We start from the raw sequence: 20,903 nt of genomic DNA on the forward strand, positions 1-20,903 counted from the left end.
CCGGCTCACGGCGCCAGTTGAAACGGATAGACGTTGCCGATACCCAGCAGCCGGGTCAGCTCGTCGAGTGCAGTGAGCGTCTCGTCGGCCAACTGCGGGTCGGCAAGGTCGTCCGGGGTCAGGTTGTCGCGGTAGTGGCGCTCGACCCAGGCGACCAGATCCGAATACAGCGCGTCGTTCAACAGCACCCGACCGTTCAGGGCCCGGCGCTCCGCCGCGGAGAGTACCACCCGCAGACGCAGACACGCCGGCCCGCCGCCGTTGCGCATGCTCTGCTTGACGTCCTTGACCGTGACCTCGCCGATCGGGTTGTAGCCCGCCAGCAGCAGATCCTGGATCGTGCGCCACACCGCCTCGTTCTCCTGGCACTCCCCGGGCACCACCAGGGTCATGCTGCCATCCGGATTCGACAGTAGCTGCGAATTGAACAGATAGGTCGAGACCGCATCCTCGAGACTGATCGCCTCGCTCGGTACCCGCACCGGGATCAGCGGCGAGGCCATCCTGGCGCGCAGCGCGTCCAGTGTCCTCTCCTCGTCGAGAAACGCCATCTCGTGGTAGAGCAGCACCGGCCCGTTGCCCACCGCGATCACGTCGTTGTGGAAGACGCCGGCATCGATGGCGTCGGGATGCTGCTGGGCGAAGACCGCCTGGGCATCGCTCAGCCCGTGCTGACGCGCGATCGCCTGGCTCGCCTCGAGGGTCTGACGGGCGGGGTAACGCTGCGGCTCACGCCCGCCGCCGAAGGCCTGACGGCCATAGACGAACAGATGCACACCGGCCTCGCCGTACTCGCCACACAAACGGGTGTGATTGGCCGCCCCCTCGTCGGAGAAGGCGGGCGTCGCCGGCAGCTGGGCGTGGTGCACGAAATGACGCTCGTCGCGGAAGATGGCGGCCAGCACGCGGCCCGTGGTCTCCGGCTCGAGATAGCGATGAAAGCTCGACTGCAGGTTGGCCGGGGTGAAGTGCACCCGACCATCCGGCGCATCGGGACTCGGCGTGATCGTCGCCGCGTTGGCGGTCCACATCGACGAGGCCGAGCAGACCGCCCGCAGGATCTGCGGCGCTTCTCGCCCGGCCCGCGCCAGCACCTCGGCGTTGCTGCCGGCAAAGCCGAGCGAGCGCAGCGCGCCCAGATCCGGGCGCTGCTGGGGCGGCAGTACGCCCTGCGCGTAGCCGGCATCCATCAGCGACTTCATCTTGGCCAGACCCTGCAGTGCCGCCTCGCGGGGGCTGGAGGCGAGCCCGCCATGGCGCATCGAGGCCACGTTGCCGTGAGCCAGCCCGGCGTAGTTGTGGGTCGGTCCGACCAGGCCGTCGAAGTTGACCTCGCGCACGTCGTCCTTCACGCCGTCGCCGCTCATAGCGTGACCCCGGGCGGCAGCTCCGCGGGCATGGCCAGCGTATCCGCTTCCATCGAGGCGACCGGATAGGCGCAGTAATCCGCCGCGTAGTAGGCGCTGGGGCGATGGTTGCCGCTGTCGCCGATGCCGCCGAAGGGCGCGTCGCTGGAGGCCCCGGTGGTCTGGCGATTCCAGTTGACGATGCCGGCGCGAATCCGCAGCAGAAAGTCGTCCCAGTCGGTCTGATCGCCGCCGATCAGACCGGCGGAGAGCCCGTAGCGGGTGTCGTTGGCCAGTTCGATCGCCTCGTCCCAGCCCGTGTAGCGATGGATCTTGAGCAGCGGACCGAAATGCTCCTCGTCGGGCACGTCGCAGCCGGTGACATCCACCAAGCCCGGTGACAATAGGCTGGTCCCCGCCTGCAGCGACTGCATCCGCACCAGCACACGTCCGCCTCGGGCTTCGAGGTCACGCTGCGCTTCGAGCAACCCCTCCGCGGCCTGGGGACTGACCAGTCCGGCGTAGAACGGCGCCGGCTCGCTGAAAGGTTCCGCCACGCGCAGTTCGGCCATGGTTTTTGCCAGCTTTTCGACCAGTCGATCGCCGGCCTCGCCTGCCGGTACGATCAGGCGGCGGGCACAGGTGCAGCGCTGGCCACCGGAGAGGAATGCCGACTGCACGACGGTCAGCACCGCCGCATCGAGATCGCGCACGTCCTTGACCACCAGCGGGTTGTTGCCGCCCAGCTCCAGAGCCAGGATCTTGCCGACCTGGCCGCCGAACTGGCGGTGCAGCAGGCCGCCGACCTTGGCGCTGCCGGTGAACAGCAGGCCGTCGATAGCGGCGCTGCCCGCCAGCGCCTGTCCGACTTCCGCCGCCCCCTGGACCAGATCGATCACGCCGGGGGGCAGCCCCGCCCGCTCCCAGCACTGCAGGGTCAGGTCGGCGGTCATCGGCGTCTGCTCACTGGGCTTGAACACCACGCAGTTGCCCGCCAGCAACGCCGGCACGATATGCCCATTGGGCAGGTGGCCCGGAAAGTTGTAGGGTCCGAAGACCGCCAGCACCCCGTGAGGGCGATGGCGCAGCACGGCCCGCGTGCCACTGGCATCGCGGGCGCGTTCGCCGGTGCGCTCGTGGTAGGCGGTGAGCGAAATCGCGACCTTGCCGATCATTGCGCCCACTTCGGTGCGCGCCTCCCAGATCGGCTTGCCGGTCTCGCAGGCGATGCTCCGGGCCAGCGGTTCACGATTGGCCTCCAGCTCGTCCCGGAAGCGCTCGACGATGGCCTGGCGTTCGGCGAATGGCCGATGCCCCCAGCCGGGGAACGCACGCCGCGCCGCCGCGATCGCTTCATCGACCTGCTCGGGAGACGCCGCCGCGGCCTGCCACAGCAAGTCGCCCGACACGGGGTCACGCTTGTCGAAACACCTGGCGGCGCCGTCGACCCAACGGCCATCGATCAGCAGTTGTTGTTTGGCGTGCATATGTCGCTCCTGATGATTCATGGGTAAGGCGCGAGCCGTAAGCCGTAAGCCGCGAGCCGCGAGCCGCGAAANNCACCCGCAGCGCATCGCCACTGGTCACGCTCAGCCGCTCCGCTTCCGCGGCGGTGAGCGTGATCACCCGGTCCTCGCTGGGTCCGCGCCCGATCCAGCTGCAGCGGAAGTCGCTCATGCCGGTGGTCGCGGCCAGCCAACCGGGGCGTTCGGACTGGGCGAGAGAGTCACCGCCGACTTCCACCGTGACGCAGGAGGAGTGACGAATGGCACGAACGTCGTCGATATAGGCCTCGACCGTGGGGCCGCCGTCGAAGATGTCGATATAGCCTTCCCAGCGCAGCCCCTCCTTCTTGAGCATCTCCAGCGCGGGGCGGGTATGCTCGTGGACCTGGCCGATGCACTCTCGCGCTGCCTGTGGCAGAAACGGCGTGTAGATCGGGTACTTCGGCATCAGTTCGCCGATGAAGCTCTTCTGACCCAGGCCGGTGAGCTGGTCGGCCTGCTTGAACTCCATCGGGAAGAAGTGGCTGCCGAGGCTCTCCCAGAACGGGCTGACGCCGTCGGGGCTGAATACGCCGCGCATTTCCGCCAGCACCTTGGCCGGAAAACATTCTCGGAACTCCGCCATGAACAGCCAGCGCGCCTTGGAGAGCAGCGTGCCGTTGCGATCGCGGCGATAGGCCGGGCGCAGGAACAGCGATGCCACCTCGGCGTCGCCGGTATGATCCGAACTCAGAAACAGCGTGTCGATGGTGCGATGCAGGTCGAGCTGAACCGACGAGTGGGCCAGCTTGCCGACACGGTAGTGATAGAACGGTGTCTCGCGGCCAACCTCGGCCTCGATCGCGCAGCATCCGGCCAGCTCGCCGTTCTGCTCGTCCTCGAGTACGAAGAAATAGAGCCGCTCCGACTCGGGGACACGGCCCTCGAAAGCCGCCACCGCGTTGGCGATCTTGGCGGCCAGGAATTCTCGGCTGTTGGGCAGCGAGGTGAAACCGACCCCGGTCTCCTGGGCCAGTGCCTGCAGCTCGTCGATATCGTGGTGCCCAATGGGTCGCAGGCGCATTACAGTTCTCCCTCGTCCAACGCGTCTTCGACATCGGGTAACGCCAGCGGCGCGACCAGTACCGCACGCCCCTCCTCGACGCCAAGCAGGGCCGCCTGCTCCTCGGACAGCAGCAGTTGGCCGGTCGGGGTGAGCGCGTAGCGGGCCACGGTGCAGCGGAAGTCCGCCAGCTGCTGATTGGCCACCATCGCCGGCTCCGCGTCCGGCAGCGAGGCGGCCGGGCGGATCCGTACCGGGTGCCAGCCGCAGTGGGTCAGCGTATGCAGTCGCTGACGCTCTCCCCTCACCACCGGCCCGGCGTCGAAGATATCGACATGCCGCGACCGCACGAAGCCTTCGGCCAGCATCTCCTGCAACGCCTGCTCGTGGGCCGGGTGCTCGCGGCCGATCGCGGCCCGGGCCTGTGGCGTCAGCAGCGGCAGGTAGAGCGGAAACTGCGGCATCACCTCGGCAATGAAGCTCTTGGAGCGCACCCCCGCCAGCAGGTTGATCTCGTGGTAGCCCTGCTCGAAGAAGTGGCGGCCGACACTGTTCCAGAACGGCGAGCCGCCCTCCTCGTCCAGATAGCCCGGAAAGGCGACGCCCAGGGTTTCCGCGAAGCGTTCGGGGTACTGGGCGATGAACATCAGCCGGGCCCGTCGCAGCAGGGTTGCCGCGCTGGTGCCGCGGTAACGCGCGTCCAGCGACAGCGCACACAGCAGCGACACTTCCGACATCTCGTGGGAGAGCGACAGCGTCTGCACCTCATGGCGCAGGTTGAGCTGCTGCGAGGCGTGGATCAGGGTTTCCTGGCGGTAGGTGTAATAGGCGTCCTGCGCTCCCGCCTGGGCCCGAATGCTGGCGGTACCGACGATCTCGCCCAGATCCCGATCCTCCAGCACAAAGGTGTAGAGCTCGTCGCCGGGAAAATCGACGTTATGGGAGAGTGCGCGGGTCGAGCGGGCGATTCGCTCCTCCAGCCGGTCGCGATGGGCAGGCAGGTTGGTCAGCCTGGGGGTGGAGCCGCCGGCAAGCCGCTCGATCGCGGCCAGATCGCCCGGCCGGGCCGGACGCACCAGCAGGTGGCCGACGCCACGCGACGCGGCCTGCTCCATCGCACCTGAAACCACGTCGGCATCGATCATGACGGCTCGACGAGTTGCCCGATGGCAATCTCGAGACGCGCCATGCCCTCCTGGATATCCGCCTCCGGGATCACCAGCGACGGCGCCATGCGCAGCACGTTGGGGCCGGCGACCAGCACCATCAGGCCCTGTTCGATGGCCAGCGGCAGGATGTCCCGCGCGCGACCCTCGAAGTCGTCGCTCATCTCGGCACCGATCAGCAGCCCCATGCCGCGGATCTCCTTGAATACGCCGTACTTGCGATTGATCACCTCGAGATGCTCGCGGAAGAGCTGATGGCGACGTTCGACGCCAGCCAGCACCTCCGGCGTATCGATGGTGGTCAGCGCCGCCAGACCCACCGCGCAGGCCAGCGCGTTACCGCCGTAGGTGGAACCATGGGTGCCCACAGCCAGCGATGGCGCCACTCGATCGGTGGTCAGCATGGCGCCGATCGGGAAACCGCCGCCCAGCGCCTTGGCCGAGGTCAGGATGTCCGGCGTCACGCCGTAGTGCATGTAGGTGTAGAGCTTGCCGCTGCGGCCGACGCCGGACTGCACCTCGTCGAGGACCAGTAGCGCCTGGTGCTGGTCGCAGAGCTCGCGCAGACCGCGCATGAACTCAGGCGTCGCCGGCGTCACGCCGCCCTCGCCCTGGATCGGCTCGACCACGATGGCGCAGGTATCGTCGTCGATCAGCGCGCGCACGCTGTCGAGATCGTTGAATTCGGCATGCACGATGCCGCCCGGGATCGGACCGAAGCCCTCGGAGTACTTGGGCTGGCCGCCGACGCTGACGGTGAACAGCGTGCGACCGTGGAATGCCTGCTTGAACGAGATGATCTTGTGCTTGCGCTCGCCGAAGTTGTCGAACGCCCAGCGCCGCGCCAGCTTGAACGCCGCTTCGTTGGCTTCACCGCCGGAAGAGCAGAAGTACGCCTTGTCGGCGAAGGTCCGCTCGACCATCTGCCTGGCCAGCGCCAGGGCCGGCTCGTTGGTGTAGACGTTGGAGAGATGCCACAGCTTGTTGGCCTGCTCGGTCAGTGCGCCGACCAGCGCCGGATGGCAATGCCCCAGCGCATTGACCGCGATACCGCCGGCGAAATCGATGTACTCCTTGCCCGCCTGATCCCACAGTCGGCTACCTTCGCCGCGCACCGGAATCGCCTGCTGCGGCGAATAGTTGGGGGTCATGTAGTGGTCGAAATCGTCACGTGTCGGGCTCGCGGCCATGTCTCTCTCCCTGGAGGTTTGGGGCAGCACTGCATAAATGCCTGCGCAGGCGAATCGCTGCGTTGCGCGGTGCTCGGAATCCTCACCTATACCCCATAGGCTCCGGCTCCCGCACTCCGTGCGTCTTGCGCTTCATCCTGCTCGTCGATCTATTCAGCGTTTCCCTAGGGTTGTTTCAGTTGAGTATAAGGAGGCGGCAGCCAGGCGGCTTTCAGCAATGGGACGGCGAATTGCGAAAAGCGTCCTACGCTGAAAGACCCCACGGGGTTGTGTTCGCTGCCAATGCCCCGATCTCGAAGTGTACCCCCGCGACTTTCGTCGGAGCCATCACCCTCGCTCTCGAGACGGCGTGACTCGCGCGAAACGCAGACCACAGCGCAGGACAAAGGAGAGACCTGATGAAAATCGATCTGACAGGCAAGACCGCCATCGTCACCGGCTCTACCGCCGGCATCGGGCTGGCCATCGCCGAGGGGCTGGCCGGCGCCGGTGCGGCCGTCACCATCACCGGGCGAACCCAGGCGCGGGTCGACGACGCCATCGCCCAGCTCGAGCGCAAGCGCCCGGGCGCAACCGTGGACGGGGTCGCGGCGGACCTGGGGACGGCCGAGGGTTGCCGCACACTCATCGACCGGAAGCCCTCCTGCGACATCCTGATCAACAACGTCGGCATCTTCGGACCCAAGGATTTCTTCGAGATCCCGGATGAGGAGTGGCAGCAGTTCTTCGACGTCAACGTGATGAGCGCGGTGCGGCTGTCGCGCCACTACGCCCAGGGAATGAAAGAGCGCGACTGGGGGCGTATCCAGTTCCTGTCGAGCGAATCCGCACTCAACATCCCCGCCGAGATGGTCCACTACGGCATGACCAAGAGCGCGGTGCAGTCGATCTCCAGAGGCCTGGCCAAGGTGCTCGCCGGCACCCAGGTCACCGTCAACGCCGTGCTACCGGGGCCGACCAAATCGGAAGGCGTGGGCAAGATGATCGCCGATATCGCCCGCCAGCAGGGCATCAGCGAGGCCGAGGCGGAAGCCAACTTCGTCAAGGAGAACCGCCCGTCCTCGATCATCCAGCGCGTGGCCGAAGTCGAGGAAGTCGCCAACCTCAGTGTCTACCTCGCCTCGCCCCAGGCCAGCGCCACTACCGGCGCCGCAATGCGAGTGGAAGGCGGCATCGTCGATACCATGGCCTGAGGTTGAGGGTTGCGAAAAGCTTCCCCTGAAACGAACCGGGCCAGTGACTCGATCACTGGCCCGGTTCGTTTCAGGTCGGCGCGGCTGACCGTGACCCCAGGCGTTTTCTCAGATAGCCGGCCAACGGCGCCAGCAAGAAGAGTATCGCCAGGACCATGAAGACGCCGGCGATGGGCCGGGTGAAGAAGATCGTCCAGTCGCCCTCGTTGGCAATGAGCGCGCTGCGTAGATTGACCTCGGCAATCGGCGTCAGGATGAAGCCGATCACGAAGGGGGCGATCGGCAACTTCAAGCCGCGGAAGGCCAGCCCGACGAGCCCGAAAGCGAGCATGACCCAGACGTCGAAGAGCCGATTGTTGACGGCGTAGGTTCCCAGGATGCAGCACACCAGGAGGGTGGGGACGAGAACCGACTTGGGCACCGTCATCAGTCGGGCCAGCCAGCGCAGCGCCACCAGCATGAATACCACCATCACGATATTCGCCAGCAGCAGCGACGACATGAATCCGTAAACGACTTCGGGGTTGGACTGGAACAGCAGTGGTCCCGGACGGATGTCGTGTACCGTGAGCGCGGCGATCAATATGACATCGATGATGGAACCCGGGATGCCCATGGTGATCATCGGAATGATGGCGCCACCGATGGTGGCGTTATTGGCGGACTCCGATGCCAGAACCCCCTCTTCGCTGCCCTTGCCGAACTGTTCGGGTGTCCTGGACATCGAACGAGCGCTGGCGTAAGCCATGATGGAGCCCACCGACCCGCCGACGCCCGGCAGTATGCCGACCCAGGTGCCGATCAGCGACGAGCGCAAAAGATTCCATTTCTGACGCAAGAAATCGCTTATCCGAATGGATCTGGAGCCCTTCGCGAGAGTGATGATCTCGGCCGTTCTCTGAGGGCGCGCATCGCTGATCAGTTGAGACACGGCAAAAATACCGATCAAGACGGCCAGCAGTTCGAAACCTCCTGCCATTTGACCGAAACCGAAGGTCAGCCTTGTCTGGGCCGTCACCTGATCCAGCCCTGGCAACGCCGCAATCATCCCCAGCGCGCCTGCCAGAAGCCCCCGGGTCAAGGAACCGGCGCTCAGGGTGGCGATCAACGCCATCGCCGACAGGACCAGCGCAAAGTACTCGGGTGGCCCGAAACGCAAGGCGAACGTCGCCAGGGGCGGAGATAGAAACACCAGGGCCAGCCACGAGACCAGTCCGCCGAAGAACGAGGCGACGATACCCAGCTGTAACGCCCTGACCGCCTGCCCGCGACGAGCCATCGGCATGGCATCGAGCGTCGTCATCATGTTGGATGGGGAGCCGGGAATGTTGAGCAGCGTCGCCGATATGAGCCCGCCGGCAATCGATCCCACGTACTGGCCGATCAATAGCGCAATGGCGGTCAGCGGATGCCACCCGAACGTCAGTGGCAGGCTCAGCGCCACCAGCATGCCGCCGTTCAGGCCCGGTATGGCACCAAAGACGACGCCGAGCACCGTCCCCAGTACCAACAGTGCCAGCACGCCGGGACTCAGCATCGTACCGAAGGACGAAAGCAGTTCCGCTGTCATTGGATAATCACCATGAACAGTTGCGAGAAGACGATCCAGACCACCACCGTCGTCGCGAAAGCGACGCTCGACGCGATGACGAGCGCCTTCTTGCCAAGCCCTTCGAGCATCAGGATGACGGCAAAGATGAAAATCGCCACGGAGAGGTAGAACGGTATTAGCTGGTAATCGGCGTTGACCAACATCAGCACCAGCAGCAGCAGCAGTGCGCCAGGCTTCCAAGCGCCCCGCAGTCGTGGGGATGCCTCGTGGTCAGGTTCCGCTGGCGGTGCCGTTCGAGGGTCGGTCGCGCGGCGCCCCGCCGTCATCGTCTCCAGCAGAAGCAGGGCCGCCAGCAGGATCAGCACTCCACCGAGCCATTTCGGCAGTAGCCCTGCGCCAAATCCGGTATCCATGAACGAGGGAGGAATGACGTCTCCCGCATGCCAGACCACCACGCCGAGAATCATGAAGGCGACTGCGGCGAGCGCCTCGACTCGCCACTGCCACGACAGCGAGGCCATCACGGGCGCAGCTCCTCGGCCACGCTCTGCATCGTCTGCCAACGCGCGTCCAGATCCTGGCTCAGCGCCTCACCACGCTCGAAATCCGGTTCGATGGAACGATCGAGCATCCGCTGCTGGAACTGCTCGTCCCCGACGATGGCTTCGATGGCATCGGCGACGATGTCGATGCGGTCTGCCGGCGTGCCCTTGGGGGCGTACCAGACATAGTGAATACCGATATCCATCGGGTATCCCTGTTCGCCAGACGTTTCCACATCGGGAAGATCAGCGTGGCGTTGCGGCCCGAAGGTAGCGAGGGCACGAATATTGCCCGCCTCGATCTGGTCTCGGGCCTCCGAGACCACGAAGGTCCCCACATCGATGGTGCCCGACAGCAGCGCCTTCATGGATGGGCCGCCTCCACCGGTAGGGACGAAGGTGACCTCGGGGTCGGCAACGGGCTGCAGTATTCGCATGAAGGCGAAGTGATTGGCAGCGCCGGGACTGACCCCGAGCTTGGGTTTCACCCCACCGGCCGCGGCGGCAGCGTAGAAATCCTGAAGGTTCTGCATCGGGCTATCCTGGCGCACGGCGATGATCTGGCGTTCCAGGCCAACCTGCGCGATCGGTGTGACGCTGTCCGGCCCCATGGTATTGACCCCCATTGCCGAAGAGGTCAGCAGCGCCTCGTGGGTCGACAGCAGGGTATAGCCGTCCGCTCGGCTGCGCGCTGCCTCCTGGGCACCGATCGCCGTACCGCCGCCGGTCACGTTGGCGACTGCGAGACCTTGCCCGAGCCGTTCGGAGAGCGGCTCGACCAGTAGTCGGGTGGTGATATCCGTCGACCCACCGGCGCCATGAGGCACGATCACCTTGATCGGGCGGTCGGGGTAGTCGTCTGCCATCGCCGGCGACACGGTGACGGCGGTCAGAAGCGCAAGCATAAGACTGGTCGTTAATTTCATTCTGCCTCCTTTCGTCGGCTGACTAGCCGCGTTACGAACGTTGATATGCCGTCACGACTCGGTGGCCATGAGAGTCATGCCCAGCCCCGGGCTTTCGGAAGCCCGGGACATGGCATTGTCGAATACCGCCCCAGGAGTCGTGATGCTTTCGAACATCGGTGTTTCGCGCCACTGGATTTCGAGACGCTCATGACCGCCAATGGCGGTCGTGGCATGAACGCTGGCTTGGTGGCAGATCGGCCCGGAAGGGTTGTGAGGCGAAACGGCGACTCCGTGCTGCTCGGCACGCCTGGCGATTTCCAGCATCGAGCGGTAGCCGCCGCAATGCTTGATGTCCGGCATGACCACGTCGTAGCAGCCACCCGACACGAAGGGCTCGAAACGCTCCCATCCACAGAGGTTTTCCAGGCCCGCGAGCCGCATGCCTGCAGTGTTGGCCTGACGACGCAGGCGAGCCAGATCGTCGATGTTCGCGACCGTTTCGGGAAGCGGACACTCGAGCCAACGCACGCCGAGTTCGGCCAGTTCATCGATCAAGCGGGATGCCGCACGCGGCGAAAAACGCCAATGACAGTCGACCTGCAACGCCGTGCGGGGCGAAACGGCATTGGCCACGGCTGCGATACGTTCGATCCCGGCGGCGATCAGCGACTGCCCCTGCTCGGTCTCCGCCAGCTCGGGGGTAAGCGCATCGAACGGCGCCAGTTTCACGGCCTGGAACCCTTCCCTCTCGGCCTCCAGGGCGTTCGCGGCGAACTCTTCCGCCCGTCGGCTTCGCGTCTTGCGGTTGATGTTTGCATAGAGCGCTACGGGGAAAGCCTTCGCCTCGTCCCGTAGCAGAAGGAAACAGGGTTTTTCGGCCTGCTGTCCCCGCAGGTCCGTCAGCGCCTGATCGAGCGCCGAGAAGATGGTCGCATCGGCCATGTCCCCCTGTGTCAGGGAGGCCAACGCAGCCAGGGTCTCCTCATCCGACGTCTTCCCGACAAGCGCCTCTCCAGCACGCGACAGCCGCCTGTTCATGTCGGCCGGCGCAGCATCGAAGGTAGCCTCACCGATGCCCACGAGGCCTTCCCTGGTGGCGACAAGAACATGGCGCCACAGCGTCCGGGCAGTGACCCTGACCTCTCTGATTCGCACTTCGGTAATGATGTTTCCCTTGGTCATCCATGGACTCCGATGGCTTTCCGCAACGCACTCGATAAAAATGATAAACCTTTATCATTTTTTGGCAGGGTCTGTGTCAATACGACGAAAGTGGCTCAATCAGGGTGTGATATTCTCTATCGGTCCAGAACCGACGGCACTCGAAATGGTGAAGAGATGCACAAGCGCAAGCCCCGTATCGACGATGTAGCCAAGGCCGCCGGGGTCTCGTTCATTACTGCATGGCGCGCTCTCAACACCCCCGAAGTGGTGCGCGACGCGACCATCGAGCGTGTCAAGAAAGCGGCAGAGGAGATCGGTTATGTCGCCAACGCCATGGCTCGCAGCCTGGTGTCGAACCGCTCGGGCGTCATTGGCGTCATCGTCCCGACCCTCGAGGACTCGGTCTACTCGGATACCGTGCAGGGCATCTCCGACGAACTCGTCGCTTCGGGACTCGATTTACTGGTGGGATTGTCGAATTACGATCCGATCAGGGAGGAGGAGCTGGTTCGCGCCTTCCTGGGACGCCAGATCGACGGCCTGATCATTCCAGGGCCCATTACCAACCCCAAGACACGCGACCTATTGACGAGAAATCATATTCCCGTCGTGGAGACCTGGGATCTACCCTCCGATCCGCTCGATATGGTGGTCGGCTTCTCCAACCGGGCCATGGCGAAAGCGGCGACCGAGTTTCTGATCGCCAAAGGGAGGCGACACATCCTGTTCCTGTCGCCGCTGGATCGCCCTCGCGCCGAACAGCGGCGCGCCGGAGTCATCGAAACGTTGGCGGCACACCAGTTGCCCCATGCGGACGCTGCCGTACACATCGGTACGACGATGGACGATGGCCGCCACATCATGCCGACCCTGATGGCGCGCGATCCGCGCCCCGATGCGCTCTTCTTCAATGGCGACTCCATGGCACTCGGGGCGTTGACCTGGTGTCTCGAGCATCAGGTCGGCATTCCCGACCAGCTCGCCATCATCGGCTTGCACGATACGCCTATCGCGCGGCACATTCGGCCATCGCTGACCAGTATCCGTGTGCCTCGCTATGAGCTCGGCAAGCGGTCGGCCGTCGCGCTGATGGCACGCTTCGATGATCCCGACTTCACCACCTGCCAAAGCATCGAGTTCGAGATCATCGAGCGCGGTACCACGTAGCGAGACTCGCGATCAGCTCTCATAGCGCTTGAAGATCGCGCTGGCGTTGACCCCACCGAAGCCGAAACCGTTACAGATCGCATGCTCCATCGGCATCTGGCGCGACTCGCCGTGAACCACGTCCAGATCCGCCGCCATCGGATCGGGATCGGTGTAATTGCGGGTCAGCGGCGCCACCTGATCGTGGAGCGCCATCACGGTGAAGATCGCCTCCACCCCGCCGGCAGCACCCAGCAGGTGGCCCGTGGTCGCCTTGGTGGCGCTGATCGCCGGCGAGTGGTCGCCGAACAGCCCATGGATCGCCGCCAACTCCCCACGATCGCCCACCGGGGTCGAGGTGGCATGGGCATTGAGGTGCTGGATATCGCTCGCTTCCAGCCCGGCCTGGCGCAGCGCAATCTTCATCGCCCGTGCCGCGCCGGAGCCGTCCTCCGGACCGGCGGTCATGTGGTAGGCGTCGGACGTGGTGCCGTAGCCGACCAGCTCCGCGATGGGCGTGGCACCACGCGCCAGCGCGTGCTCGAGCGTCTCGATCACGATCAGACCGGCACCCTCGCCCATGACGAAGCCGTCCCGCGCCTGATCGAAGGGGCGGGAAGCCTGCTCCGGAGTGTCGTTAAAATGGCTCGACAGCGCCTTGGCGGCGGCGAAGCCACCGAGGCTGACACGATCGATACAGGCTTCACTGCCGCCGCAGAGAGCGACATCGGCTTCGCCTGCGTGAATCATCCGCGCAGCGTCGCCGATCGCCTGCAGGCCGGCGGCGCAGGCGGTCACCGGGGCCCCGAGCGGGCCCTTGAAGCCATGGCGAATCGACACCTGGCCACAAGCCAGGTTGGCCAGGAACGAGGGAATCGTGAACGGCGACAAGCGGCGTGGGCCGCGACTGTCGGTGGTACGCACGGCATCGGCAATCGCCGGGAAGCCGCCGATGCCCGAGCCGATCAGGGTCGCGGTGCGCTCCTGTTCCGCTTCCGTCTTCGGATACCAGTTGGCCTGGGCCAGTGCCTCTTCCGCCGCCGCGACGGCCATCTGGATGAAGCGGTCCATCTTGCGCCGCTCCTTCGGGTCCATGGTGGCGTCGGGGTCGAACCCCGCGCTGTCCTCGGCGATGGTCGGCACCGGCCCGCCGACGCCGGCCGCCAGCCCCTCGACGACTTCCGCCGGCAGCTTGCGCAGACCGGAAGCGCCCGACAGCAGACGCTGCCATACCGTTTCGACGCCACAACCCAGTGGCGTGAGAAGCCCCATACCGGTCACTACGATACGTCGCATGACGATGTCCTTTCATTCATTGATCGAGTCACTCGCCGCCATGGCGGCCCGGCAGTCGGCGCGCGCCGCCGCTGGCTGCGAGTCGGGAAAATCGCCTCGTTCGAAGGCGTTGCGCATACGTTCGACACGGGCATGGACCGCCGGATTGGCATCGGGCCCCGGGGCCAGACACACGTCCCCGGGGGACAGTGGTCGATCGTGGCATCGGTCGTAGAGGATTGGCTCGACAGGGCCCTGGGTCCGTCGATCGACGAGCCGAAAACCATCGGCTTCGATCGGCAGATGCTGCTCGCCCCAGCGGTAGAGTGTCAGGATGACCGGAGCGAGGTCGTGGCCCTTGGCCGTCAGATGATACTCGTAACGCGGCGGATGCCGCTGATAGCAGCGTTTCTCGAGCAGTTCGTTGGAGACCATGCGCTCCAGCCGTCGCGTCAGCATGCTGGAAGCGATACCCAGGCCGCGCTGGAACTCGTCGAAGCGACGCGCGCCCTGCATGGCGTCGCGCAGGATCAACAGGGTCCAGCTGTCGCCAACGCAGGTCAGCGCGCGGGCTACCGGGCAGAGGGGTGAGCTATCATCGGTCACTTTCATTATGGAAGCGACTCTACCGAATTTTCCGCGGCAAGGGAATCCCGACCGGGGCCGCCATCATGAAAACCCCGCTATTCACCGGACGACTCGGGCGGAAGACGCATTCGCACCCTCGCCAGCCGTTCGCCGCGGCGCTCGACCCACTCCTCGCCGAGGGTCTCCCAGCCGCGCCCGGAGAGCGAAGACGCCAGCATCAGGCTGGCTTCGATCGACACCTCCGCGACGCCCGATTCCCGCACCGCCTCGACGGACAGCGCCAGCAGGCGTGCGCCTACCCCCTGGCGGGCAACCGAGGGCCAGACGTAGAGCGTCTCGATGCGGCCAGCCGTGGCATCGCGCTCGCAAAAGCCGATGCAGTGGCCATCACACTCGGCGACCAGGGTCGGATAGAGGACCTGGCGTGCCGCCCACGCCTCCGCGGTACGCGGCAGCGAGCCGGCCCAGGCCTCGCGCTGGGCCAGCGTGTAGTGCCCCGCGGCCCCCTCCATGATCGCATGGTGAAAGACCTCGGCCTGATCCGAGGCGTCTCTGGGCAGGGCCTGGCGAAAGCGGGTTCGTTCGAGCATGGCGATCTCTCTCCTGCCATCGGGGACGGCATGGCTGCCGTCTCAAGCCGTTACAGCGTCGACCAACTTCTCGAAGCGCGGAAACCGGAGAGCGATATCACTCGCCGTCGCGATCACGTCATGGGACGGGACGTTGCACATCGTCAGCACCAGAAAGTCGGGTTCGGGGCCAATATCCAGCCAGTGCGGCAGCCCTGCCGGCACCGAAATCAGATCGCCCCGGTCGCAGCCGACGACATACACCCGGTGGTCGAGGTGAAAATAGAAGATCGCCTGCCCCCTCAGAAACAGATGCCAGGCCTCCTCATCGCTCGCCGACTCGGTGCACAACAACTCCCGCCTGAGTTCGAGATCGGGGTATTGCGGGCTCATGCCGCGCAGGTCGCAGTGACGGCGACCGCTGAGCTGCTGGATCTCCTCCGCCGCATCGTTGTTCAGCACCATGAGCTGGCGACGATCGACACCGACCGGTAGCTCCGTCAACTCGCGCCGATCGAAATAGACCTCGATGGAGCTGAGTTCGAGAGAGATACGATAGGCATCGTGGCTGCTCAACAGCGGCTGATCACCGTCCGCCTCGTGATATACATGCAAGAAACTCATCCAACACCTCTCCTTGGTATCATGGGAGCCTTAACTCTCGTGTCCGGCGAGCTTGGCGACTGTCGACGTTTCATCCACGGCCACACCACCGGCCAGGATGCGAGACCCGGCAGGCGGCGCCTGGTCTGGTGTGACCAACGGGCAACCCACGATGTTGCGTTGCAAGGTTCCAGATGACGCGGCCCTTGGCACGGCATCACGGGGTGTGACAGGCAACCGCCACCCTCGGCATCTCGCACCTTGCCTGCCACCTTCCGGCGCCGCAACGCGGCTCGTGCCGACACGTCGACAGCCCTGACGTCACTGCAGTATGGCACCAATACCCAATTTCACCTCGAGAAGCGTGATTCGATGACACAACCGCCCCGCCTCGGCCCCCCTTCGCCCGACGACACCTTCACGCTGGAGGCGATCGGTCACGTGGCCAGCGACTACCCCGACAAGTTCGGAGTCCCCCGGCAACCCGGGCTGGCGCCGTCGGCGCGGGCGATTCTCTATCTGGCGCCGCCTTTCGACGACCCGCTTGCCGTCGAGGGCGTCGAGGCGATGAGCCATCTCTGGCTGACGTTCCTGTTCGATCGCAGCCCGCTGACGTGGAAGCCACGGGTTCGGCCGCCGCGCCTGGGCGGCAATCGCCGTGTCGGCGTGTTCGCCAGTCGAAGCACTCACCGCCCCAATCGGCTTGGTCAGTCGCTGGTTGAACTGGTCGAGGTGGAGTGCAGCCCGCGCCCTTCGCGGGCTCGCGCGCCGATCGCCGGTTCGCGGCTTGCCGGGCACGAGAGCCGGGTCAAGCTGCACCTGCGCGGGCACGATCTATGCGACGCCACCCCGATCCTCGACATCAAGCCGTATCTCCCTTGGGCGGAGTCCCGCCCCGACGCCGACGCCGGTTTCGCGCCCGCCTCGCCGCCCCGCTGCCGCGTCGTCTTCGATGCTGCTGCCGGCGAAGCACTTCGTCGGCACGCCGACGGCGAGTCGCTGGCTCGGCTGATCGAGGAGGTACTGGCGCAGGATCCGCGCCCCGCCTACCACGGCAGCGCCACGGCCCGACAGGGCGCCTCGAAGCCCTATGGCGTCCTGCTGCGCGACGTCAACGTTCGCTTTCTGGTCGACGAGCGCGACGGCGACATCGAAATTCGGGTAGCGGCGATCGAGCCGCGCTGACTGGCTCAGCGCAGCAGTCGCTCGAGCACCAGGCTCGCCGGCTCGCCCGGCGTGTCTTCCAGCGTGCCGACGTCGCGGAAGCCCAGCTTGTGCAGGACCCGAACCGACTTCGCGTGTTGCGGACGAACCAGGCCGTGCACCCTGTCCGCCGCCAGTCGCTCGGCCGCGTAGTCGACCGCGCCCTGGCCCATCTCGGTGGCATACCCCTTGCCCCACGCGGCGGGGGAGAAGCGATATCCCAGGTTCAGCATCCAGCCCCAGCCCGCCTCTTTCGTCCAGCCCAGACCGCCAAAGCCGATGACGCCGCCCGGATTCGCCTTCTCCTCGATGGCCCATATCCCGAAGCCGTGGCGCTGCCAGTGGTCGAGCCACCCGCTCAGCACCGCCATCGATACCGCGGCGTCGGTATGGGGGCCGGCCGGATTGAAGCGGTGGGTCTCGGGATCGCCGTAGATCGCGAACAGCCGCGGTCCATCGGCGCTATCCGGCTTCCTCAGGACCAGTCGGTCGGTCTCAAGGCGTGTCATGTTTCACCTCGTCATTGGCCCGTTGGCGGTGTGGACGCCCCGGCCGGCGCTGGCAAGCCCGCCCGGATGCCGCTAGGCTGGCGAGCTTCGATGAAAGACTGGAGTGCCTTCGATGCGAAAGTCGCTGATCCCGCTGTGCCTGTCCGCCCTGACCCTGTTCTCGCTGCCGGCGCTCGCCGATGCCGACCATCCCCACGTGCGCCTGGAGACGAGCCAGGGCCCCATCGAGGTGGAGCTCGACGCCAAGGCAGCGCCCAAGACGGTGGAGAACTTCCTGCGCTACGTCGATGAGGACTTCTACGCCGGCACGGTCTTTCACCGTGTCATGCAGGATTTCATGATCCAGGGCGGCGGCATGACGGCAGACCTCGAGCCCAAGCAGACTCACCCGCCGATCCCGCTGGAGAAGAGCGGTCTCGACAACACCCGCGGCACCATCGCCATGGCGCGCACCGCCAATCCGGATTCCGCCACCAGCCAGTTCTTCATCAACCTGGTCGACAACAGTGCGCTGAATTATCGCGACCTCTACAACCCGGGCTACACGGTGTTCGGTCATGTCGTGTCGGGCATGGACGTGGTCGACAAGATCGCCGAAACGCCTACCGGACGCCAGGGACCGCACGCCGACGTGCCCAGGACCCCGATCACGATCACCGGCGCCGAGCGCCTGGACTGATCCCGGCGACGCCCCCCGAGACGCCGCTTTCCTGCCACGGCCCACCGGCATCTCGGGCCCGACACGAAGAAGCCCCGGCNNGCCGGGGCTTCTTCGCTCAAACGGCAGGCGAAGGCTCAATCGAAGGTCATGCCCAGACGGCGCCCCACCTCTTCGTAGGCCTCGATCACACCGCCAAGGCCCTGGCGGAAGCGATCCTTGTCCAGCTTCTCGCGCGTCTCGGCATCCCACAGTCGGCAACCGTCCGGCGAGAACTCGTCGCCCAGCACGATCTCGCCCTCGAAGAGACCGAACTCGAGCTTGTAGTCCACCAGCAGCATGCCACCGTCGAGAAACAGCTGTTTGAGCACATCGTTGACCCGGAACGTCAGCGACTTCATGGTCGCCAGCTGCTCGGGCGTCGCCCAGCCGAACGTCTCCGCCAGCGACTCGTTGATCATCGGATCGCCCTTCTCGTCGTTCTTGAGGAACAGCTCGAAGGTCGGCGGGTTCAGGGCGATACCCTCCTCGACGCCGAGACGGCGCACCAGACCGCCGGCGGCCAGGTTACGCACCACGCACTCCACCGGGATCATCTCCATCTTCTTGACCACGCACTCGGTGTCCGACAGCAGCTGCTCGAAATGCGTGGGGATGCCGGCCGCCTGGAGTTTCTCCATGATGAACGCGTTGAACTTGTTGTTGACCATTCCCTTGCGCTCGAGCGCCTCTTTCTTCTTGCCGTCGAAGGCGCTGGTATCGTCGCGGAAGTGCAGGACGAGCCGCTGCGGGTCGTCGCTCAGGTAGACCGACTTGGCCTTGCCGGCGTAGAGAAGATCGCGTTTTTGCATGGAGCTGTCTCCGTCGCGGCCCCGTAGGGCAGCAGGTTCATGAAGAGGGTGTGTAGCGTGATGTGGCGACGGGGTGGGCGGGAGCCAAGGTCACGCCACCTGCTGCCAGTCGATACCCCGATCCTGGGTCGAGACCAGCAGACGCGATTCATCGCCGTCGAGCAATGGCACCAGCGCCTCCAGTACCCGCTCGGGGTGGTTATTTTGCGCCGACAGGTGCGAGCAGACAATCCGCTGCAGCCGGTCGAGTCCCAGCCGCCGCAGCAGGTCCGACGCCTGAGCGTTGGCCAGATGCCCCCAGCGACCGGCGACCCGTCGCTTGAGATGCGGCGGGTAAGGCCCCTCGGCCAGCATCCGCGGATCGTGGTTGCACTCCAGGAACAGCGCATCGCAGCCGCTGAAGGCGTCGACCACGTGGGATGTCGGATGGCCGAGATCGGTCAGCACGCCGAGACGGCGACCGTGGGCGCGGAAGCAGAACTGGATCGGCTCGCGAGCATCGTGGGGCACGGTGACCGGGTCGATCTCCAGCCCGCCGATGGCGAAGCGCGCCTGCGGCACCAGAAGCTGATGGCGGGGTACGTCGCCGAGCTTGCCGGAGAGCCAGCTGCCGGCACTGAGATAGACCGGCAGCTGATGGCGACGCGCCAACGCGCCGACCCCGGTGATATGGTCGCTGTGCTCGTGCGTGACCAGTATGGCGGCCAGCTGGCGCGGGTGGACGCCGCAACGGGCGAGGCGTTTCTCCGCCTCGCGCACGCCGAATCCGCAGTCCACCAGTACCAGGGTCTCGCCGTCGCTGACCAGGGTCGCGTTGCCCTTGCTACCGCTGCCCAGCGAGGCGAAGCTGAGCCCCGGCTCGGAGCGCGCCCCGGGTAGAGCGCGCTGAGCGGGCATCGACGGCAGTGACATCACCGCAGCGTGGACGCGATGGCATCCAGCAGCTCCCGGGCCGCGGCGGGCTCGACCGGCTGTCCATCGGCACCGGCCACCGTCACCACGCTGTTGCCGGCGTTCGAGTCGAGCTGGAGACGATAGTGGCCGGGCTGGGGATCGCTGCGGAACCAGCTGAACCAGCCACCGTCATCGGCATCCTGCGGCAGGTAGTCGATGAAGAACTGGCCTGCGCTTCGGTTCTGGTCGGTCACCGTCAGGCGGTTGCTGTCGAAGCCATTCTGCAACTGATAGTAGAGTTCGGACCAGGCGCGCTCGCCATCCAGCGCCAGGTCGAGCTCCCAGTTGCCGCCGCGATTGCGCAGCTTCACGCGCTCGCTCTGATCGAGCGGCTGGGCGGCCAGCGAGACACCACTATCCGCGGTGTGGTTGCTGTCCAGATAGGCCTTGATCGAGCTCAGGCACTGGGCGCTGCCGCCGATGTCGCAGCGGACTTCACTGGTGCCGCTACGCAGGCCCTGGCGCAGACTCACACTACCCTGCGCCGTCTCGATGCGACCGCCAGCGGCATTGATCGCCGTCGGGTTGACGCCGTGATCGACGGCGAAGCCCTGCAGCCGTGGCCATACGCTGGCCGGCGCGGCATCGACCAGAAGCCAATGCTCGCTACCGGCCTGGCGCAGCTCGGCATAGGGCTGCTCGTCGCTCTGTCCCGATGCCAGCGGCTGCGGGCGAGGCGCATCGTCGACGGCGTCCGACGTGGAGAAGTCGCTGTCGGCCTGGGGCACGGGCATCGAATCCTGGTAACGCACCTGATTGCGCGAAGCCGGCAGCTCCAGCGGCTTGGCCATCTCCGCCGTCTGATACTCGGCATTGCGGTCGTAATAGTAACCGTCCTGGAAAAGTCCGCAGCCGGACAGGGCCAGCGACGAGCACAACATCAGAGGCATCCATTTGAGGATGGGCTTCATGCATCCACCTTTGTTTGAAGCAATGGGC

Annotated in this window: 20 protein-coding genes and 1 pseudogene; 4 read left to right on the plus strand and 17 right to left on the minus strand. The window is 65.7% G+C overall.

Features of this window, described 5'->3' with window-relative positions; genetic code table 11:
* Positions 1–5 precede the first annotated feature (5 nt).
* The 5 genes and pseudogenes from astB to DOM45_RS02710 form a co-directional block, all read right to left on the minus strand.
* Positions 6–1,367 (minus strand): N-succinylarginine dihydrolase, encoded by a 1,362-nt coding sequence (gene astB / locus DOM45_RS02690; RefSeq protein ID WP_110597980.1) that lies wholly within the window; start codon positions 1,365–1,367, stop codon positions 6–8.
* Positions 1,364–2,833, minus strand: coding sequence for a succinylglutamate-semialdehyde dehydrogenase (gene astD, locus DOM45_RS02695; protein WP_110597981.1), 1,470 nt, complete (start codon positions 2,831–2,833; stop codon positions 1,364–1,366). The genes astB and astD overlap by 4 nt, the downstream gene beginning before the upstream one ends.
* A gap of 73 nt (positions 2,834–2,906) precedes the next feature.
* A pseudogene (astA, locus tag DOM45_RS02700) lies at positions 2,907–3,914 on the minus strand (arginine N-succinyltransferase); the annotation flags it as partial.
* A complete protein-coding gene (locus tag DOM45_RS02705) occupies positions 3,914–5,008 on the minus strand; it encodes an arginine N-succinyltransferase (protein WP_110598191.1) in 1,095 nt (364 codons plus the stop codon). The gene DOM45_RS02705 and the pseudogene astA, both read right to left, overlap by 1 nt.
* 26 nt (positions 5,009–5,034) lie before the next feature.
* Positions 5,035–6,249, minus strand: coding sequence for an aspartate aminotransferase family protein (locus tag DOM45_RS02710; RefSeq protein ID WP_110597983.1), 1,215 nt, complete (start codon positions 6,247–6,249; stop codon positions 5,035–5,037).
* Between the two features lie 398 nt (positions 6,250–6,647).
* Between DOM45_RS02710 and DOM45_RS02715 the strand changes: the two genes are divergently transcribed.
* A complete protein-coding gene (locus DOM45_RS02715) occupies positions 6,648–7,442 on the plus strand; it encodes an SDR family NAD(P)-dependent oxidoreductase (RefSeq protein WP_110597984.1) in 795 nt (264 codons plus the stop codon).
* 70 nt (positions 7,443–7,512) lie between these two features.
* Here DOM45_RS02715 and DOM45_RS02720 read toward each other — a convergent pair whose 3' ends face one another.
* From DOM45_RS02720 to DOM45_RS02735, 4 genes are read right to left on the minus strand one after another with little or no spacing between them, the layout of a single operon-like run.
* Positions 7,513–9,012, minus strand: coding sequence for a tripartite tricarboxylate transporter permease (locus DOM45_RS02720; RefSeq protein WP_110597985.1), 1,500 nt, complete (start codon positions 9,010–9,012; stop codon positions 7,513–7,515).
* On the minus strand, positions 9,009–9,515 hold the full coding sequence (locus DOM45_RS02725) for a tripartite tricarboxylate transporter TctB family protein (RefSeq protein WP_110597986.1): 507 nt from the start codon (positions 9,513–9,515) through the stop codon (positions 9,009–9,011). Before DOM45_RS02725 ends, DOM45_RS02720 begins: the two co-directional genes overlap by 4 nt.
* The gene (locus DOM45_RS02730) at positions 9,515–10,462 is read right to left on the minus strand and encodes a Bug family tripartite tricarboxylate transporter substrate binding protein (RefSeq protein ID WP_110597987.1); all 948 of its coding nucleotides are present in this window, start codon (positions 10,460–10,462) and stop codon (positions 9,515–9,517) included. Before DOM45_RS02730 ends, DOM45_RS02725 begins: the two co-directional genes overlap by 1 nt.
* Positions 10,463–10,513: 51 nt before the next feature.
* On the minus strand, positions 10,514–11,626 hold the full coding sequence (locus DOM45_RS02735; protein WP_110597988.1) for a mandelate racemase/muconate lactonizing enzyme family protein: 1,113 nt from the start codon (positions 11,624–11,626) through the stop codon (positions 10,514–10,516).
* 12 nt (positions 11,627–11,638) lie between these two features.
* On the opposite strand from DOM45_RS02735, the gene DOM45_RS02740 reads away from it, so the two are divergent.
* Positions 11,639–12,775, plus strand: a complete 1,137-nt coding sequence (locus tag DOM45_RS02740) for a LacI family DNA-binding transcriptional regulator (RefSeq protein WP_162302590.1) — start codon at positions 11,639–11,641, stop codon at positions 12,773–12,775.
* Between the two features lie 12 nt (positions 12,776–12,787).
* Here the strand turns inward: DOM45_RS02740 and fabF are convergent, their stop codons facing one another.
* From fabF to DOM45_RS02760, 4 genes are all read right to left on the minus strand, one after another.
* Positions 12,788–14,050 carry a beta-ketoacyl-ACP synthase II gene (gene fabF / locus DOM45_RS02745; RefSeq protein ID WP_110597990.1) on the minus strand — a complete coding sequence of 421 codons (1,263 nt, stop codon included), beginning with the start codon at positions 14,048–14,050 and terminating at the stop codon, positions 12,788–12,790.
* 12 nt (positions 14,051–14,062) lie between these two features.
* Positions 14,063–14,641, minus strand: coding sequence for a winged helix-turn-helix transcriptional regulator (locus DOM45_RS02750; RefSeq protein WP_110597991.1), 579 nt, complete (start codon positions 14,639–14,641; stop codon positions 14,063–14,065).
* Positions 14,642–14,712: 71 nt separating this feature from the next.
* The gene (locus DOM45_RS02755; RefSeq protein WP_110597992.1) at positions 14,713–15,207 is read right to left on the minus strand and encodes a GNAT family N-acetyltransferase; all 495 of its coding nucleotides are present in this window, start codon (positions 15,205–15,207) and stop codon (positions 14,713–14,715) included.
* A 42-nt stretch (positions 15,208–15,249) separates the two neighbouring features.
* A complete protein-coding gene (locus DOM45_RS02760; protein WP_110597993.1) occupies positions 15,250–15,810 on the minus strand; it encodes a cupin in 561 nt (186 codons plus the stop codon).
* A 351-nt stretch (positions 15,811–16,161) separates the two neighbouring features.
* Here DOM45_RS02760 and tsaA point away from each other — a divergent pair, with 351 nt between their 5' ends.
* Positions 16,162–16,974, plus strand: a complete 813-nt coding sequence (gene tsaA / locus DOM45_RS02765; RefSeq protein ID WP_110597994.1) for a tRNA (N6-threonylcarbamoyladenosine(37)-N6)-methyltransferase TrmO — start codon at positions 16,162–16,164, stop codon at positions 16,972–16,974.
* Positions 16,975–16,979: 5 nt separating this feature from the next.
* On the opposite strand, the gene DOM45_RS02770 is transcribed toward tsaA, so the two are convergent.
* On the minus strand, positions 16,980–17,501 hold the full coding sequence (locus DOM45_RS02770) for a GNAT family N-acetyltransferase (RefSeq protein WP_110597995.1): 522 nt from the start codon (positions 17,499–17,501) through the stop codon (positions 16,980–16,982).
* A 112-nt stretch (positions 17,502–17,613) separates the two neighbouring features.
* Here DOM45_RS02770 and DOM45_RS02775 point away from each other — a divergent pair, with 112 nt between their 5' ends.
* Positions 17,614–18,180, plus strand: coding sequence for a peptidylprolyl isomerase (locus DOM45_RS02775; protein ID WP_110597996.1), 567 nt, complete (start codon positions 17,614–17,616; stop codon positions 18,178–18,180).
* Positions 18,181–18,296: 116 nt separating this feature from the next.
* On the opposite strand, the gene purC is transcribed toward DOM45_RS02775, so the two are convergent.
* The 3 genes from purC to bamC form a co-directional block, all read right to left on the minus strand.
* Positions 18,297–19,010 carry a phosphoribosylaminoimidazolesuccinocarboxamide synthase gene (gene purC, locus DOM45_RS02780; RefSeq protein WP_110597997.1) on the minus strand — a complete coding sequence of 238 codons (714 nt, stop codon included), beginning with the start codon at positions 19,008–19,010 and terminating at the stop codon, positions 18,297–18,299.
* A 90-nt stretch (positions 19,011–19,100) separates the two neighbouring features.
* Positions 19,101–19,922 carry an MBL fold metallo-hydrolase gene (locus DOM45_RS02785; RefSeq protein WP_240612268.1) on the minus strand — a complete coding sequence of 274 codons (822 nt, stop codon included), beginning with the start codon at positions 19,920–19,922 and terminating at the stop codon, positions 19,101–19,103.
* On the minus strand, positions 19,922–20,875 hold the full coding sequence (bamC, locus tag DOM45_RS02790) for an outer membrane protein assembly factor BamC (protein WP_110597998.1): 954 nt from the start codon (positions 20,873–20,875) through the stop codon (positions 19,922–19,924). The genes DOM45_RS02785 and bamC overlap by 1 nt, the downstream gene beginning before the upstream one ends.
* Between the last annotated feature and the right edge of the window lie 28 nt (positions 20,876–20,903).

The organism is Salinicola lusitanus (assembly GCF_003206045.1).
GTDB classification, from domain to species: domain Bacteria; phylum Pseudomonadota; class Gammaproteobacteria; order Pseudomonadales; family Halomonadaceae; genus Salinicola; species Salinicola lusitanus.